Source organism: Delftia acidovorans SPH-1 (genome assembly GCF_000018665.1).
Classification (GTDB): Bacteria; Pseudomonadota; Gammaproteobacteria; order Burkholderiales; family Burkholderiaceae_C; genus Comamonas; species Comamonas acidovorans.
Window position 1 is genome coordinate 1,052,708 of record NC_010002.1, and the last position, 14,777, is coordinate 1,067,484.

The window sequence follows — 14,777 nt, forward strand, 5'->3', positions numbered from 1 at the left end:
CCGGCGGCGCGGCATCATGGCCGCATGACTACTTCATCCGCATTGCACGAGACCATTGGCTTTGACGACTTCCTCAAGGTGGAGCTGCGCGTGGGCCGCATCGTGGACGCCCAGGTGTTCAAGGAGGCGCGCCGACCCGCCTATGTGCTGCAGGTCGACTTCGGCCCGGCGCTGGGCCTGCGCAAGTCCAGCGCCCAGATCACGGCGCTGTACCGGCCCGAGGAACTGATAGGCCGCCAGGTGGTGGCTGTGCTGAACTTTCCCAGCAAGCAGATCGGGCCCATGCGCTCGGAATGCCTGGTCACGGGATTCCACAACGAGAAGGCGAGGTGGCGCTGTGCGTGCCCGACCGCGAGGTGCCGCTGGGTACCAAGCTGCTGTGACGGCCTGGGTGACTGTTGGCCTGGGTGACTATTCGATGCGCACGTCGGCCGCCTTGACGATGCGCCCGGACGCTTCCCAGTCGTCCTTGAGCAGGCGCTGGAATTCGGCGGCCGGCAGGGTGGCGGCTTCCACGCCCACGCGGGCCAGGCGCTCCTGGACCACGGGCTCGGCCAGCACCTTGCGCACGGCGGCGTTGATGCGCTCCACTTCGACGGGCGGCGTGCCGGCCGGTGCCAGCAGGCCCAGCCAGGAGTCGAAGGCATAGCCGGGCACGCCGGACTCGGCCACCGTGGGCAAGTCAGGCAGGAAGCGCGACCGTTGCTGGCCCGAGTAGGCCAGCAGTTTGACGCGCGGGTCCTTCTGGAAGGCCAGCATGCCGATGGTGGCGCCCGTGACCAGCTGCACGCGGCCGGCCAGCAGTTCGGTCGTGGCGTCGCCCGTGGATTTCATGGGGATGTGCTGCAGCTTGACGCCCGCCTGCGCGGCCAGCGAGGCCGAGGCCAGGTGCGAGGCGCTGCCATTGCCGGCCGACGCATAGTTGAGCTGGCCGGGCTGGGCCCTGGCGCGCTGCAGCAGCTCGCCCAGGGTCTGCACGCCCGAGGCGGCCGGCACGCCCACCACATAGCCCGTGCGGCCCAGGAAAGACACGCCCACGAAGTCCTTGAGCGGGTCATAGGGCAGCTTCGCGTACAGATGGCCGGCCAGGTTGTGGCTGGCCGCAGCCAGCACCAGGGTGCTGCCGTCCGGCGCGGACTTGGCCACCTGGGCCGTGCCCACGCTGCCACCCGCGCCCGCCCGGTTTTCCACCACCACGGTGGCGCCCAGGGCCTGGCCCAGTTCATTGCTGAAGGTGCGTGCCACCGTGTCCTGCGTGGCGCCCGCGCCGAAGGGCACGACGATGCGGATCACGCGTTCGGCATGCACGGCCGGTGCCAGTCCCAGGGCCAGGGCTGCTGCCAGCAGAACGCGGCGGGTGACGGGAGAAGGGTGAGAGGTTTTCATGGGGAAGTTTCCTGGGTGACGGCAAGCCACCGCTCCACCAGCCGCACGAAGTAGCTGGCGCCGATGGCAAGGATGTCGTCGTTGAAGTCGTAGGAGCGGTTGTGGATCAGGCAGGGGCCGTCGCCATGGCCGGGCAGTCGGTGAGCGCCCTGGCCGTTGCCGATGAAGGCGTAGCAGCCGGGCCGCGCCTGCAGCATGTGGGCGAAGTCCTCGGCCGCCAGCACGCCGGGGAACTGCGTGTCCACGGCGTCGTCGCCCGCGATCTCGCGCATCACGGCGGCGGCGAAGGCGGCCTCGGCCGCGTGGTTGACCAGGGGCGGCGAGGCGCGCCGGAAATGGATCTCGGCCCTGCAGCCATGGGCCAGGGCCGTGTGCTCGGCCTGGCGGCGCAAGGCGGATTCGAGGATGTCCAGCGCCGCCACGGAGAAGGTGCGCACCGTGCCGCCCACCCAGGCGCTGTCGGGAATCACGTTGGGCGCGTCCGAGCCCTGGATCTGCGTCACCGCCAGCAGCGCGCGTTCGCGCGAATCCACATGGCGCGCGACCAGGGTCTGCAGCTGCTGGGCCAGGTCAATGGTGGCGGCCACCGGGTCGATTCCCGTGTGCGGCAGCGAGGCATGCGTGCCCTGCCCATGCAGCACGATGCGGAAGGTGTTGCTGGAGGCCATGAGCGCGCCCGGGTTGAGCGCGAAGCTGCCCACGCGGTCCAGCGCGAAGTTGTGCAGGGCGAAGACCGCATCGCAGGGAAAGCGCTCGAACAGGCCTTCGTCGATCATCCTGCGTGCCCCGGCCTTGCCCATCTCTTCGGCCGGCTGAAAGATCAGGTGCACCGTGCCCGCGAAGTCGCGCGTGCGCGCCAGATGCCAGGCCGCGGCCAGCAGCATGGTGGTGTGGCCGTCATGGCCGCAGGCATGCATGCGGCCTGCGTGCTGCGAGCGGTGGGCAAACCGGTTTTCTTCCTGCAGCGGCAGCGCATCCAGGTCGGCGCGCAGGCCGATGGTGCGCGTGCCGTGGCGTGCGTCCGTATGCCTGCCGTGCACCACGCCCACCACGCCCGTGCCGGCCAGGCCGGTGTGCACCTCCACGCCCCAGGAGGCCAGGCGTTCGGCCACGATGGCCGAGGTGCGGTGTTCCTCGAAGCCCAGCTCGGGGTGGGCATGCAGGTCGCGCCGCAGGGCCACGAAGGGCGCCATGTCGGCAAAGCTTTCGATCAGGTGGGGCAAGGCGGTCTCCGGCCGCAGCCGGCCCATGCCTGCTGCGGCGAATCCCGGATTCTGTAAAACCGCCAGCCCTGCGGCAACGAAGCAAAACGCATATGCATGCGCCCTGCATGCACAAGCCGAACGGGCCGATCAAGCCGTTCAGGCCGTTCAGGCGGACGTCACAGGGCCCTCAGGACTGCGCCATGCGCTGCGCGAGAAAGTCCAGGAAGGCCGTGATGCGCGCGGCCAGCGCCGTGTTGCGGTAGTAGACGGCGTGGATGGGCTGGCGCTGCTGCACGGTCTCGCGCGCCAGCACCTGCACCAGCTCGCCCTGGGCGCGGTCTCGCACGGTCATGAAGTCGGCCAGGCAGACCACGCCCTGGCCTGCCAGGGCCAGCTGGCGCATGGTCTCGCCGCTGGAGGCCGTGAGCTGGGGCGCGGCATCCCAGCGGTCGCCGCCCTCGGGCGTGCGCAGCGGCCAGTGGTTCAGGCCGGGCACCTGGCTGTTGCCGATGCGCTGGTGGCGCGCCAGCGCGGCCACGCTCGCCACGGGGCCATGGGCCTGCAGGTAGGCGGGGCTGGCCAGCACGCGCAGCACGCTGTGGCACAGCAGCCGAGCATGCAGCGTGGAGTCGCGCAGCTCGCCGATGCGGATGGCGATGTCGGTGCGCTGGGCCAGCAGGTCGATGTGCAGGTCATCGGTGTTCAGCTCCAGCGTGATCAGCGGATAGAGCGCGCGGAACTCGCCGACCAGCGGCACGATGGCATGCAGCATGAAGGGCGAGGCCGCGTTGACGCGCAGCAGCCCGGCCGGCGCCTGGCGCCGCGCGGCCAGCTCCTCCTCGGCCGCGTCCAGGGCCTGCAGCACCTCGCGCGCGCGGGCCAGGAAGCGCGCGCCTTCCTCGGTCAGTTCCAGGCTGCGCGTGGTGCGCCGTACCAGGGTGGTGGCCAGCTTTTTCTCCAGGCGCGACAGGCTGCGGCTGATGCCCGAGGTGGTCTGTCCCAACTGCTCGGCTGCCGCCGTGATGCTGCCGCAGTCGATCACGGCGCGAAAGGCCTGCAACTCGTCCAGGGTGGTTTTCATGGGGCGCCAGCTTGGCGCAATTGTTGCTGCAGCGTCAAATATTTTCTGCTGATACCAGGCTTTATCTGCAAGCGTTAACCCGCCAGACTGCAGTCTTCGGGGCGTGGTTCCGCGCCTTGTTTGCTTTTTGAAAGACCTGCATGACATCGACTGCCTCTCTCGCTTCCGTGGTGCCCGCGTTCGGCCTGGGCACCTTCCGCCTCAAGGACGAGGTGGTGCGCCACTCCGTGGGCCAGGCCCTGGAGGTGGGTTACCGCGCCATCGACACCGCCCAGATCTACGGCAACGAGGCCGATGTGGGTGCCGCCATCGCCGCCAGCGCCGTGTCGCGCGATCAGCTCTTCCTCACCACCAAGATCTGGACCGAGAACCTGTCCGCCGACGCGCTGATCCCCAGCCTGGAGCGCAGCCTTGAAGCCCTGCGCACCGACCATGTGGAGCTGACGCTGATCCACTGGCCCTCGCGCAGCGTGCCGCTGGAGGACAGCCTGGGCGCGCTCATGCGCGCCAGGGAGCAGGGGTTGACGCGCCACATCGGCGTGTCCAACTTCAACATCGCGCTGCTGCAGCAATCCATTGCTGCCGTGGGCGCCGCGAACATCGCCACCAACCAGATCGAACTGAGCCCCTATCTGCAAAACCGCGCCGTCACCGACTTCGCACGCCAGCAGGGCATTCACACCACCTCGTACATGACGCTGGGCTACGGCAAGCTGCTGGCCGATCCCGTGCTGGCCGACATCGCCGCCGCCCACGGTGCCACGCCCGCCCAGGTGGCGCTGGCCTGGGCCATGGCCAAGGGCTATGCCGTCATTCCCTCGTCCACCCAGCGCGCCCACCTGCAGGCCAACCTGGACAGCTGCCGGCTGGTGCTGGGCGCCGAAGACATGCAGCGCATCGCCGCGCTGGAACGCGGCGACCGCCAGGTCAGCCCTGACGGCCTGGCTCCCGCCTGGGATTGAGCGGGGCTGGTATCGGGGGACTGCGCGGCCCGGCGGGCTTTGACCTGGAGCAACGCAATGGTGACCCTAGGGGTAGTACTAGGGTTATCACAGTATCGAACGACCGTGCTTTTTATGAGAATGCACGTTCAATCGAGAAACCAGGAGACGAGCAGCATGAGTGACCGCCCATGGCTGGGTGCCTATCCGGCAGGTGTGCCCGCCGACATCGATCCCTCCCAATACCCCTCGCTGGTGGCCCTGATGGAGGAGGCCTTCAGCCGCTACGCGGACCGCGTGGCCTATTCCTTCATGGGCAAGGAGCTGACCTACTCGCAGGTCGATGCGCAAAGCCGCGCCTTCGCCGCCTATCTGCAGAGCCTGGGCCTGGCCCGCGGCGACCGGGTGGCGCTGATGATGCCCAACATTCCCCAGTACCCCGTGGCCGTGGCCGCCGTGCTGCGTGCGGGCTTCGTCGTGGTCAACGTCAACCCGCTGTACACGGCGCGCGAGCTGGAGCACCAGCTCAAGGACTCGGGCGCCAAGGCCATCGTCATCATCGAGAACTTCGCCCACACGCTGCAGGCCTGCAAGGCCGCCACGCCCGTGCAGCACATGGTGTTGTGCACCATGGGCGACCAGCTGGGCATGCTCAAGGGCGCCATCGTCAATTACGTGGTGCGCAAGGTCAAGAAGCTGGTGCCGCCGTTCTCGCTGCCGGGGGCCGTGCGCTTCAACGACGCGCTGTCCAAGGGCATGCGCTCGCCCTTCCAGGCGCCGCAGCTGCAGGCCTCCGACATGGCCCTGCTGCAGTACACGGGCGGTACCACGGGCGTGAGCAAGGGCGCGGTGCTGCTGCACAGCAACATCATCGCCAACGTGCTGCAGTCCGAGGCCTGGAACCTGCCTGCCATGGGCAAGGTGCCGGCCGGCGAGCAGCCCACCAGCATCTGCGCGCTGCCGCTGTACCATATCTTCGCCTTCACGGTGAACATGATGCTGTCCATGCGCACGGGCGGAAAGACCATCCTGATCCCCAATCCGCGCGACCTCAAGGCCACGCTCAAGCAGCTGTCCACGCAGCGCTTTCACAGCTTTCCCGCCGTGAGCACGCTGTTCAACGGCCTGGCCAACCACCCGGACTTCAATACCGTGGACTGGTCGCACCTGAAGGTCTCGGTCGGCGGCGGCATGGCCGTGCAAAGCGCCGTGGCCCAGCTGTGGCTGCAAAAGACCGGCTGCCCCATCTGCGAGGGCTATGGCCTGTCGGAGACCAGCCCCACGGTCAGCTGCAACCCGGTCACCTCCACCGAGTTCTCGGGCACCATCGGCGTGCCCTTGCCCAGCACCTATCTCAAGCTGGTCGATGACGACGGCAACGACGTGACCGAACTGGGCGCGCGCGGTGAACTGGCCATCAAGGGCCCGCAGGTCATGGCCGCCTACTGGCAGCGCCCCGACGAAACCGCCAAGGTCTTCACCGCCGACGGATATTTCCGCACCGGCGACATAGGCACCATGGACGAGCGCGGCTACTTCAAGATCGTGGACCGCAAGAAGGACATGGTCCTGGTCAGCGGCTTCAACGTCTATCCCAATGAAGTGGAAGACGTGGTCTCCAACTGCCCCGGCGTGCTCGAATGCGCCGTGGTCGGCGTGCCCGACGAGAAGACCGGCGAGGCCGTCAAGCTGGTCATCGTGCGCAAGGACGACAGCCTCACCGAACAGGCCGTGCGCGACTTCTGCCACGACAACCTTACGGGCTACAAGCGGCCCCGCGTGATCGAGTTCCGCACCGAGCTGCCCAAGACCCCGGTGGGCAAGATCCTGCGCCGGGAGCTGCGCGACAGCAAGTAACGCGGGCGGCTTGCCGTGTTTGAAAAGAGGCGCTGCGGCGCCTCTTTTCATTGGAAGGGAGCACGTCTTCAGAACACGCCCAGACCCGCCATGACCAACGCCGCCAGCGCCGCCAGCGCCACGGCCGCCGCATTGAGGCAGGCCAGCGCAAAGCCGAAGCGCACGAGTTCTCCCTCTTCCTGGGCATTGGTCCGTGCCAGGCCCAGCACCAGCATCACGATGGACAGGGAGCCCAGTGCCGCATGCCCGGCGGCGCTGTTGTGCACGGCGGCCAGCAGCAGGCGTGATCACCGGCCAGGCCGCCACCGTGGACCCCACGCGCGTGGGCCGGCCCATCACCATCATCGTGGAGGTCATGACCGAGCGCACCAGCATCGACGCGCTCAACGCCATGAAGTCGCACTTCGCCGTGCCCGAGGTCCAGCAGTGCTACTACGTCACGGGCGAGGTGGACCTCGTGCTCGTCCTCACCGTGGCCACCATGCAGGAGTACGAGGCCCTGGCGCGGCGCCTTTTCGCCGAGAACCCCAACGTCAAATGGTTCAAGACCATCGTGGCGCTGGACCGCGTGAAGGTGGGGCTGGAGATCCCCTGCGATTGAGTCCATTGCCGGCGCAGCCGGGATCTTGTGCACCGGATGGAAAGGGCCGCCCATGCTCCTGCATGGCGGCCCTTGTTGCATGCGATCAATCTTCCTATAATTGTTTTACCCCATGAACTGTGATTCATGGATAAAACAAATGGCGCCTTCCCCGCCATGATCCACCGACGTTGATGGAGAGACACATGTCCGAATCCGCTCAGAACACGCCCCGCACCTGGGACCAGCCCGAAGGCTCCAGCTTCGAACAATGGATGGAGTCGCGCGTGGCGCGATTTTCCACGCGCAAGTACGACTTCGATGCGCTGAAGTTCCAGGCCGACTTCGACCCCAAGTACCGCCGTGGCCAGATGCGCTACATCGGCACGGGCGGCACGGGCGTGGCTGCGGACAGCAACACCATCCCTTCCGAGAACTTCACCTTCTCCACCATGGTCATCCCGGCCGGCAATGAAGGCCCCTCGCACCTGCACACCGATGTGGAGGAAGTCTTCTTCCTGATCCGCGGCAAGCTCAAGCTCGTGCTGGAGAAGGACGGCCAGCGCTTCGAGACCATCCTCACCGACCGCGACGTGGTCTCTGTGCCGCCCGGCGTGTACCGCGAAGAGATCAACATCGGCGACGAAGACGCGCTGATGTGCGTGATGCTGGGCGCCAAGAAGCCCATCACGCCCACCTATCCCCCAGAACACCCCCTGGCAAAAATCAAACGTTGAGTAGCGGGCCTGCCATGACCGCGCAGACGCTGCAGCGCATGGAACAGCGCCTTCAGACGCAGTTCCCCGAACACCTCATCGCCCTGCCCGGTGGCGCTCAGGCCGCCTGGCGCGAGGCCGGCGACACGGCCTCGGACTTTGCCGTGGTGATGCTGCACGGCATCAGCTCGGGCGCCGCCTCCTGGCTGGACGTGGCCCTGGAGCTGGCGCCGCGCGCGCGTGTGCTGGCCTGGGACGCGCCCGGCTATGGCCGCTCCACGCCGCTGGCACCCGACGCGCCCACGGGCGCCGACTACGCCCGCGTGCTGGAGCAGTCGCTGCAGGCGCTGGGCGTGCGCCGCTGCCTGCTGGTGGGCCACTCGCTGGGTGCGCTCATGGGCACGCCCTGGGCGGTGCAGGCCGGTGCCGGGCGCGTGCAGCAACTGGTGCTGATCAGCCCCGCTGGCGGCTATGGCGCACCCGGCATGGGCGAGCAGCAGGCCAAGGTACGCCAGGGCCGTCTTGCGGCCCTTCAGGAAAAAGGCATCGAAGGCCTGGCCGCCGCCATCGACCAGCGCCTGGTCTCGCCCGCCGCGCCCGAGCCCGTGCGCCAATGGGTGCGCTGGAACACGGCGCGCCTGCATGCTGCCGGCTACGCCCAGGCCGTGGAGCTGCTGTGCGGCAGCGACCTGGGGCAGGCGGCGGGGCAACTGGCCATGCCGGTCGAGGTCTGGGTGGGAGAGCACGACGTGGTCACGCCGCCCGCCGCCTGTGCGGCCTGGGCCGCAAGGCTGGGCGCCCGGTACGTTACGCTTGCGGCAGCCGGCCATGCCTCTGTCGTCGAACAACCTGCGGATGTCGCACAGAGGCTGGCCACCCTGCTGACCTGATGGCCTACCGGCCCGAATTGCGATGAGCGACACCTCCGAAACCCTCTCGAACGACAACGACCGCTACACCGTCCCCGCGCTGGAGCGCGGCCTGCGCCTGCTGGCCTGCTTCACGCCTTCGCAGCCCGTGTGGAGCGCGCCCGACCTGGCGCGCACCCTGGCGCTGCCGCGTTCCACGGTGTTCCGGATGCTGACGACGCTGGAGAACATGGGGTATCTGCAACGCTCGGGCACCGAGTACCGGCTGGGCCTGTCCGTGCTGCGCCTGGGCTACGACTACCTGTCCACCCAGCCGCTGGCCCAGCTGGCCGAGCCCGTGCTGCAGGCGCTGTGCGAGCGCCTGGGCTTCACCACCAACCTGGCGCTGCTGGACGGCACCTCCGTAGTCTACGTGGCGCGCATCGCGCCGGCCGGCGCCTTCCAGGGCGCCGTGCGCGTGGGCTCGCGCCTGCCGGCCCATGCCACCGTGCTGGGCCGCGCCCTGCTGCAGGACATGGACGCAGACCAGCTGCGCGAACTCTTCGGCGGCAGCGAGCTGCCGCAATTCTCGGAAAGCACCCCGCGCGACGTGCAGCAACTGCAGCAGTTGCTGCTGCAGGACCGCGAGCGCGGCTACGCCATGGGCGAGGGCTTCTACGAGCCCGGCGTCTCCAGCATTGCCGCACCCGTGCGCGATGCGCAGGGCCGCATCATCGCGGGCCTGGGCATGGCCGTGGCCTTTACCGAAATCGCACCCGGGCGCATGGCGCACTGGGTGGAACAGGTGCGCGAGGCCGCCGTCGAACTGACGGGCCACCTGCGCACCCAGCATCCTGGTTTTCTGCGCTGAGGAACTGGTGCTCCCACCGGCCTTCAGCGCGTTCTTGCTCAGAAAGAAATGACGATGAATATTGCTGTGATTGGCTGCGGTGCGATTGGCGCCAGCGTGCTCGAACTGCTCAAGGGCCATGCCGCGGTGCAGGTGGGCTGGGTGCTTGTGCCCGAAGTGACGGACGCCGTGCGCGCCACCCTGGCCCGGCATGCGCCCCAGGCGCGCGCACTGCCTGCGCTGACGATTGAAGACCGGCCCGACCTCATTGTCGAATGCGCAGGCCATACCGCCATCGAAGAGCATGTGCTGCCCGCCCTGCGGCGCGGCATTCCTGCCGTCGTGGCCTCCATCGGCGCACTCAGCGCCCCCGGCATGGCCGAGGCCGTGCAGGCCGCGGCCGAGGCCGGAGGCACCCAGGTGCAATTGCTGTCGGGCGCCATCGGCGGCGTGGATGCGCTGGCCGCCGCGCGCATCGGCGGCCTGGACGAAGTGGTCTACACCGGCCGCAAGCCGCCCCTGGCCTGGACCGGCACGCCCGCAGAACAGCGCTGCGACCTCGCCAGCCTCAAGGAAGCCTTCTGCATCTTCGAAGGCAGCGCACGCGAGGCCGCCCAGCTCTACCCCAAGAACGCCAACGTGGCCGCCACCCTGTCGCTGGCCGGCATGGGCCTGGACCGCACCACGGTGCGCCTGTACGCCGACCCGGCCGTGGACGAAAACGTGCACCATGTGGCCGCGCGCGGCGCCTTCGGGTCCATGGAATTGACCATGCGCGGCAAGCCGCTGGAGGCCAATCCCAAGACCTCGGCCCTCACCGTCTACAGCGTGGTGCGCGCCGTGCTCAACCAGGCCACGGCCATCGCCATCTGAGCCGCACCGGGCACAGGCTCGCGGCACAATGGGCACTTTCGCCCCGCAGGCGGCCCCCGGGCCGCCTTTGCTTTTTGCCTGTGCCGTTGAAACGTTGAAAGAGAAGCCACCATGACCATCGCCATCCTCAGTGCCCTGCCGCAGGAACAGGAAGGCCTGGTCCATGCCCTGTCCGACGCCCAGGGCACGGCCCACGCCGGCCGCATGTTCTGGCGCGGGCGCCTGCATGGGCACGACGTGGTCTGCGCGCTGTCGGGCATAGGCAAGGTGGCGGCGGCCACCACGGCCACGGCGCTGATCGAGCGCTTCGGCGTGCGCCGCATCGCCTTCACCGGCGTCGCCGGTGGCCTGGGCGAAGGCGTGCGCGTGGGCGATGTCGTCGTGGCCGACGAATACCTGCAGCACGACCTGGACGCCTCGCCCATCTTCCCGCGCTGGGAAATGCCCGGCTACGGACGCACGCGCCTGCCCTGCGACCCCGAAATGACCGCCGCGCTGCTGGCGGCTGCCCAGGCCTGCGTGGCCGAGGCGGGCGAAGACCTGCGCGCCGCCCACGCCACCACGGCGCCGCGCGCGCACCAGGGGCTGATTGCCAGCGGTGACCAGTTCGTGGGCACGGCGGGCGCCTCTTCCGCGCTGGCGCAGGGCCTGCGTGCTGCAGGGCATGAGGTGCTGGCGGTGGAGATGGAAGGCGCCGCCGTGGCGCAGGCTTGCCTGGACTATGGCGTGCCGTTTGCTGCGATGCGGACTGTTTCCGATCGTGCGGATGACAGTGCGCATGTGGACTTTGCGGAGTTTGTGCGGGTGGTGGCGAGTCGGTATGCGTTGCGGGTTGTTGATGGGTTTTTGCGGCGGCTTGCTGTTTGATTTTTGACGCTGGTGGGGGCGTTTTTTGACCCTGCCGAGTGGTTGTTTTTCGAGGCCGGGTTTCGGCCCGGCGGCCGACCTACTTTCTTGTCTTGCTACAAGAAAGTAGGCAAAGAAAAGCACCCGGTACGACTCACACTCATAGGTGACACATCAGTACAAGGACATGGGTAACAGATCCAAGCTTGGCAGCTGGAGCCAACAGCAGCCAAGGAGCGATCACCATGCCCTGGAAGGAGTGCGCACCCATGGACGAGAAACTGCTCTTCATAGCCGACCACCTGCGCGGTGGTGCGCCGCTGAGCGAGCTGTGCAGGCGCTACGGCATCAGCCGCAAGACGGCCTACAAGTGGGTTGAGCGTTACCGCCAACTGGGCATGGATGGATTGCAAGAACGCAGTCGCAGGCCCCACGGGAACAATCAGGCGATCAGCTATGCACAGCGCCGGGCCATCATTGAGCTGCGCACGCAGCAAAGGTCACAGATGGGGCCCAAGAAGCTGCACGCTTTGCTCCTGCAGCGTTGGGGCCCACAGGAGACACCCAGCAAAACCACCATCTACAACGTGCTGAAGGCTGAGGGGCTTGTTTGCAGCAGGCGTGTACGCAGACGCTCGGTGCCTACGGCCCAGCCCTTGCGAACGAGCAAGCAGCCCAATGGGGTGTGGAGTGCAGACTACAAAGGCCAGTTCAAGACAGCCGATGGTCACTGGTGCTATCCATTGACCATCATGGACCACGCCAGCCGCTATTTGCTGGCCGTGCACGTCTACGACAGCCCCAACTACGAGGATGCCAAACGCAGCTTCGAACAGGTGTTTCGGCAATACGGACTGCCCGAGCGCATACGCAGTGACAACGGTCCGCCATTCGCGACTACTGGCGTGGCGGGCCTGTCACGCCTGGCGATATGGTGGATAAGGCTGGGCATCAGGCCGGAGCGCATCGAGAGGGGCAAGCCACAGCAAAACGGTCGCCACGAGCGGATGCACCGCACGCTCAAGCATGCCCTGGGCAAAGAGCCTGCGGCGGACAAAGCGGCATTGCAGATGCAGCTCGATGCCTTTGTGGAGCACTACAACCAGCAGCGCCCGCATGAGGCCTTGCAGCAAAGCATGCCGGCCCAGCATTACAGCGACTCGGCCAGGCCATACCCCTCAAAGCTACCGGAGCTGCAGTACCCGAAGCATTGGGAACGAGTTCGAGTCAGCCACAACGGCCTGATTTACTGGCGAGCGCTGCGGGTCTACATCGGCTACCTGCTGGCGGGGCAGTGGATCGGGATGCAGGAGGTGGCCGCTGGCCAGTGGGATGTGTATCTGGGGCCGGTGCGACTGGGCTGCTTCAACGAAGAGGATGTGCGAGGACCCCAGAAGGACTATGTGAGCTTGAAGTGTTACCCATGTCTGTGAGCTGAGTTGTTACCCATGTCCTTGACACGTACACCCCGAATGTCCGCGACCCCTTCGCTGCGCTACGGGGCAACCTGCGTCGGGCCACCTGCGGGGTTCGCCGTGAAACTCACTTCGCGCTGCGCGCTACGTTCAGACAATCACGGCGAGTCAGATGACGAAGCAAGCCTGTCCTTCGGCAGGCTTGCAACCCCGCAGGCGGCCCGACGCAGGCGCTGACATACGGGGAGTTTGCTCGGGCCTTCGCTGCGCTCGGCCGGATGTGGCCGCACTCGTGGCTATGGGCTTTGAGTGTGGTCGCAACCTACGCTTCTGGCTTCGCCTTGTACATAGTCGGCCAGTGACTCAGCGCCGTCGCGGATGGCGCGCAGTGCGTGAGCCATGGCTTGCGGACGTCGCAAGTCTTCTGGTGCATTGAGGCTGGCCAACACAAGTTGGGCCAGGGCCCATATTTCGTTGCAGCCTTCCTGTACCCATCCATTGGTGTCGGTGATGGTGCGAGCCAGTTGCTCGAAGCTGGCGCGCGTGGGAAGAGCGGTGCGCTGATCGTTCATGTTTTCGTACTCCTGTGCGAGACGGAAACACCCAACCTGCGTTTTCAAGCGCAGAAAGGGTGGATGGGATGTTGAAAACACGCACACAGACGTGCGGGCAGCCTTGCGGGTAGCCCCATCCCATCCAAAACCGTGTGGACGTGCGGGTGCGATGCCCACTGTCCAAGTGTTCAGACGTGACGAGGCCTCTCTTTCGGGGAGGCTCTGCCGCTGTGTGTTGATGGTGTTTTCAAGCACCAGCCCCGGAACAGGGGGCCACCGAAATCATAGAGGCATTCCACAACCCCGCCTCAAACCCCAGGCCGAGCGAAGCGACGGCCCGCACCCACTCCCCGTATGAACGCGCCTGCGGCGTGGTGGTTGCGGGGTTGCAGTCCTGCCGAAGGACAGGACTGCTTCGTCATCTGGCTCGCTGCGGTTGTCTGAGCGGAGTTCACGCAGTGAACGCAGCGAGTTCCGCAGCGAACCCCGCAACCGCCACGACGCAGGTTGCCCCGGAGCGAAGCGCAGGGGTCGCGGGCATTTGGGCGCGTTTCTTTGCCGACTTTCTTGCCGCGCGGCAAGAAAGTCGGTCGGCCGCCGGGCCGAAACCCGGCCTCTGCCCGCAGGCCGGGCATGCGTCCAAAGCAGACCAAGGAAGCATCAAGGAAGCATCAAAAAAGACCCCGAAAAACACACACCCAGACACACCTCTGTCATCCATTTCCCACACGCCTCCGTGTTTTCCCCAATCCCACCCCGAACCATCAGTCCTAAACTCACGTTTGTTTCAAGAAAAAAGTGTCATTTCAAATTTGAAACAGACACAAACCCCCTTCGATTGAGGTACGCCATGAACACCACGCCCTCCACAGGCCAGCTTGCCGGCCGCCGCATCCTCGTCACAGGCTCGGCGCGCGGCCTGGGCTTTGCGTTCGCCAAGGCCTTTTGCGAGCAGGGCGCGCGTGTCGCCATGGCCGATCTGCGCGAGGAGCTGCTGGCCGAGTCCGTGGCCCGGCTGCGTGCGCAGGGCTTCGAGGCGCATGGCTTCGGGCTGGATGCCGGCAATCCGGAGTCGATAGAGCGCTGCGCGCAGCAGGCCGTGCAGGCGCTGGGCGGGCTGGACGGGCTGGTGAACAACGCGGCCGTGACCGATTCGGGCGGCAAGGGCATGGACGACATCGATCTGGACAAGTGGGACCAGGTGATGAACGTGAACGTGCGCGGCGTGTGGCTGATGACGCGCGCCTGCCGCGCCGCGCTGCGCGACAGCGGCCGGGGCGCCATCGTCAACCTGGCGTCCGACACCGCGATGTGGGGCGCCCCGAACCTGATGGCCTATGTGGCCAGCAAGGGCGCGGTGATGGCCATGACGCGTTCCATGGCGCGCGAGCTGGGCGCCGACGGCATCACCATCAACGCCGTGGCGCCGGGCCTGGTGCTGGTGGAGGCCACGGAGTACGTGCCCGAGCACCGCCACCGCCTGTACATCGACCAGCGCGCGCTGCAGCGCGAGCAGCGGCCCGAGGATGTGTCGGGCGCCGTGGCCTATGCGCTGTCCGATGGCGCGCGCTTCGTGACGGGGCAGGTGCTGCCCGTCAACGGCGGCTTCGTCATGAATTGAAGGG

The 14,777-nt window shown here is 67.1% G+C and carries 15 protein-coding genes and 1 pseudogene; 11 read left to right on the plus strand and 5 right to left on the minus strand.

The genetic code is table 11. The features are described 5' to 3' along the window. Positions 1 to 24 precede the first annotated feature (24 nt). Positions 25 to 383, plus strand: a pseudogene (locus tag DACI_RS04790) (tRNA-binding protein). A 28-nt stretch (positions 384 to 411) separates the two neighbouring features. Here DACI_RS04790 and DACI_RS04795 read toward each other — a convergent pair. The 3 genes from DACI_RS04795 to DACI_RS04805 all read right to left on the minus strand — a co-directional run bounded on the left by DACI_RS04795 (position 412) and on the right by DACI_RS04805 (position 3,672). Then, complete coding sequence (locus DACI_RS04795; protein ID WP_012202874.1) at positions 412 to 1,386, minus strand: tripartite tricarboxylate transporter substrate-binding protein; 975 nt, start codon at positions 1,384 to 1,386, stop codon at positions 412 to 414. Beyond that, on the minus strand, positions 1,383 to 2,636 hold the full coding sequence (locus tag DACI_RS04800; RefSeq protein WP_012202875.1) for a M20 aminoacylase family protein: 1,254 nt from the start codon (positions 2,634 to 2,636) through the stop codon (positions 1,383 to 1,385). The genes DACI_RS04795 and DACI_RS04800 overlap by 4 nt, the downstream gene beginning before the upstream one ends. Before the next feature lie 142 nt (positions 2,637 to 2,778). Further along, complete coding sequence (locus DACI_RS04805; protein WP_012202876.1) at positions 2,779 to 3,672, minus strand: LysR family transcriptional regulator; 894 nt, start codon at positions 3,670 to 3,672, stop codon at positions 2,779 to 2,781. A gap of 140 nt (positions 3,673 to 3,812) precedes the next feature. Here DACI_RS04805 and dkgB point away from each other — a divergent pair, with 140 nt between their 5' ends. Continuing rightward, positions 3,813 to 4,634 carry a 2,5-didehydrogluconate reductase DkgB gene (dkgB, locus tag DACI_RS04810; RefSeq protein WP_012202877.1) on the plus strand — a complete coding sequence of 274 codons (822 nt, stop codon included), beginning with the start codon at positions 3,813 to 3,815 and terminating at the stop codon, positions 4,632 to 4,634. A gap of 156 nt (positions 4,635 to 4,790) precedes the next feature. Then, positions 4,791 to 6,470, plus strand: a complete 1,680-nt coding sequence (locus DACI_RS04815; protein WP_012202878.1) for a long-chain-fatty-acid--CoA ligase — start codon at positions 4,791 to 4,793, stop codon at positions 6,468 to 6,470. Positions 6,471 to 6,538: 68 nt separating this feature from the next. Here DACI_RS04815 and DACI_RS31830 read toward each other — a convergent pair whose 3' ends face one another. Next, positions 6,539 to 6,736 (minus strand): hypothetical protein, encoded by a 198-nt coding sequence (locus DACI_RS31830; protein WP_192812337.1) that lies wholly within the window; start codon positions 6,734 to 6,736, stop codon positions 6,539 to 6,541. Between the two features lie 17 nt (positions 6,737 to 6,753). On the opposite strand from DACI_RS31830, the gene DACI_RS04820 reads away from it, so the two are divergent. From DACI_RS04820 to DACI_RS04850, 7 genes are all read left to right on the plus strand, one after another. Further along, entirely contained in the window at positions 6,754 to 7,071 is a 318-nt protein-coding gene (locus DACI_RS04820; protein ID WP_225971039.1) for an Lrp/AsnC family transcriptional regulator, read from the plus strand. A gap of 185 nt (positions 7,072 to 7,256) precedes the next feature. Continuing rightward, complete coding sequence (locus tag DACI_RS04825) at positions 7,257 to 7,787, plus strand: cupin domain-containing protein (protein WP_012202881.1); 531 nt, start codon at positions 7,257 to 7,259, stop codon at positions 7,785 to 7,787. 14 nt (positions 7,788 to 7,801) lie between these two features. Then, the gene (locus DACI_RS04830; RefSeq protein ID WP_012202882.1) at positions 7,802 to 8,656 is read left to right on the plus strand and encodes an alpha/beta fold hydrolase; all 855 of its coding nucleotides are present in this window, start codon (positions 7,802 to 7,804) and stop codon (positions 8,654 to 8,656) included. Between the two features lie 22 nt (positions 8,657 to 8,678). After that, on the plus strand, positions 8,679 to 9,485 hold the full coding sequence (locus DACI_RS04835) for an IclR family transcriptional regulator (RefSeq protein ID WP_012202883.1): 807 nt from the start codon (positions 8,679 to 8,681) through the stop codon (positions 9,483 to 9,485). 54 nt (positions 9,486 to 9,539) lie between these two features. Continuing rightward, complete coding sequence (locus DACI_RS04840) at positions 9,540 to 10,337, plus strand: aspartate dehydrogenase (protein WP_043780656.1); 798 nt, start codon at positions 9,540 to 9,542, stop codon at positions 10,335 to 10,337. Positions 10,338 to 10,448: 111 nt separating this feature from the next. Beyond that, a complete protein-coding gene (locus DACI_RS04845; RefSeq protein WP_012202885.1) occupies positions 10,449 to 11,204 on the plus strand; it encodes a 5'-methylthioadenosine/adenosylhomocysteine nucleosidase in 756 nt (251 codons plus the stop codon). 224 nt (positions 11,205 to 11,428) lie between these two features. Continuing rightward, the gene (locus DACI_RS04850; RefSeq protein WP_012202886.1) at positions 11,429 to 12,616 is read left to right on the plus strand and encodes an IS481 family transposase; all 1,188 of its coding nucleotides are present in this window, start codon (positions 11,429 to 11,431) and stop codon (positions 12,614 to 12,616) included. 278 nt (positions 12,617 to 12,894) lie between these two features. Here DACI_RS04850 and DACI_RS30955 read toward each other — a convergent pair whose 3' ends face one another. Then, positions 12,895 to 13,170, minus strand: coding sequence for a hypothetical protein (locus DACI_RS30955; protein WP_012202887.1), 276 nt, complete (start codon positions 13,168 to 13,170; stop codon positions 12,895 to 12,897). A gap of 832 nt (positions 13,171 to 14,002) precedes the next feature. On the opposite strand from DACI_RS30955, the gene DACI_RS04855 reads away from it, so the two are divergent. Next, positions 14,003 to 14,773: an SDR family oxidoreductase gene (locus DACI_RS04855; RefSeq protein WP_012202888.1), complete on the plus strand. Its 771-nt coding sequence runs from the start codon at positions 14,003 to 14,005 to the stop codon at positions 14,771 to 14,773. The last annotated feature ends 4 nt before the right edge of the window (positions 14,774 to 14,777 follow it).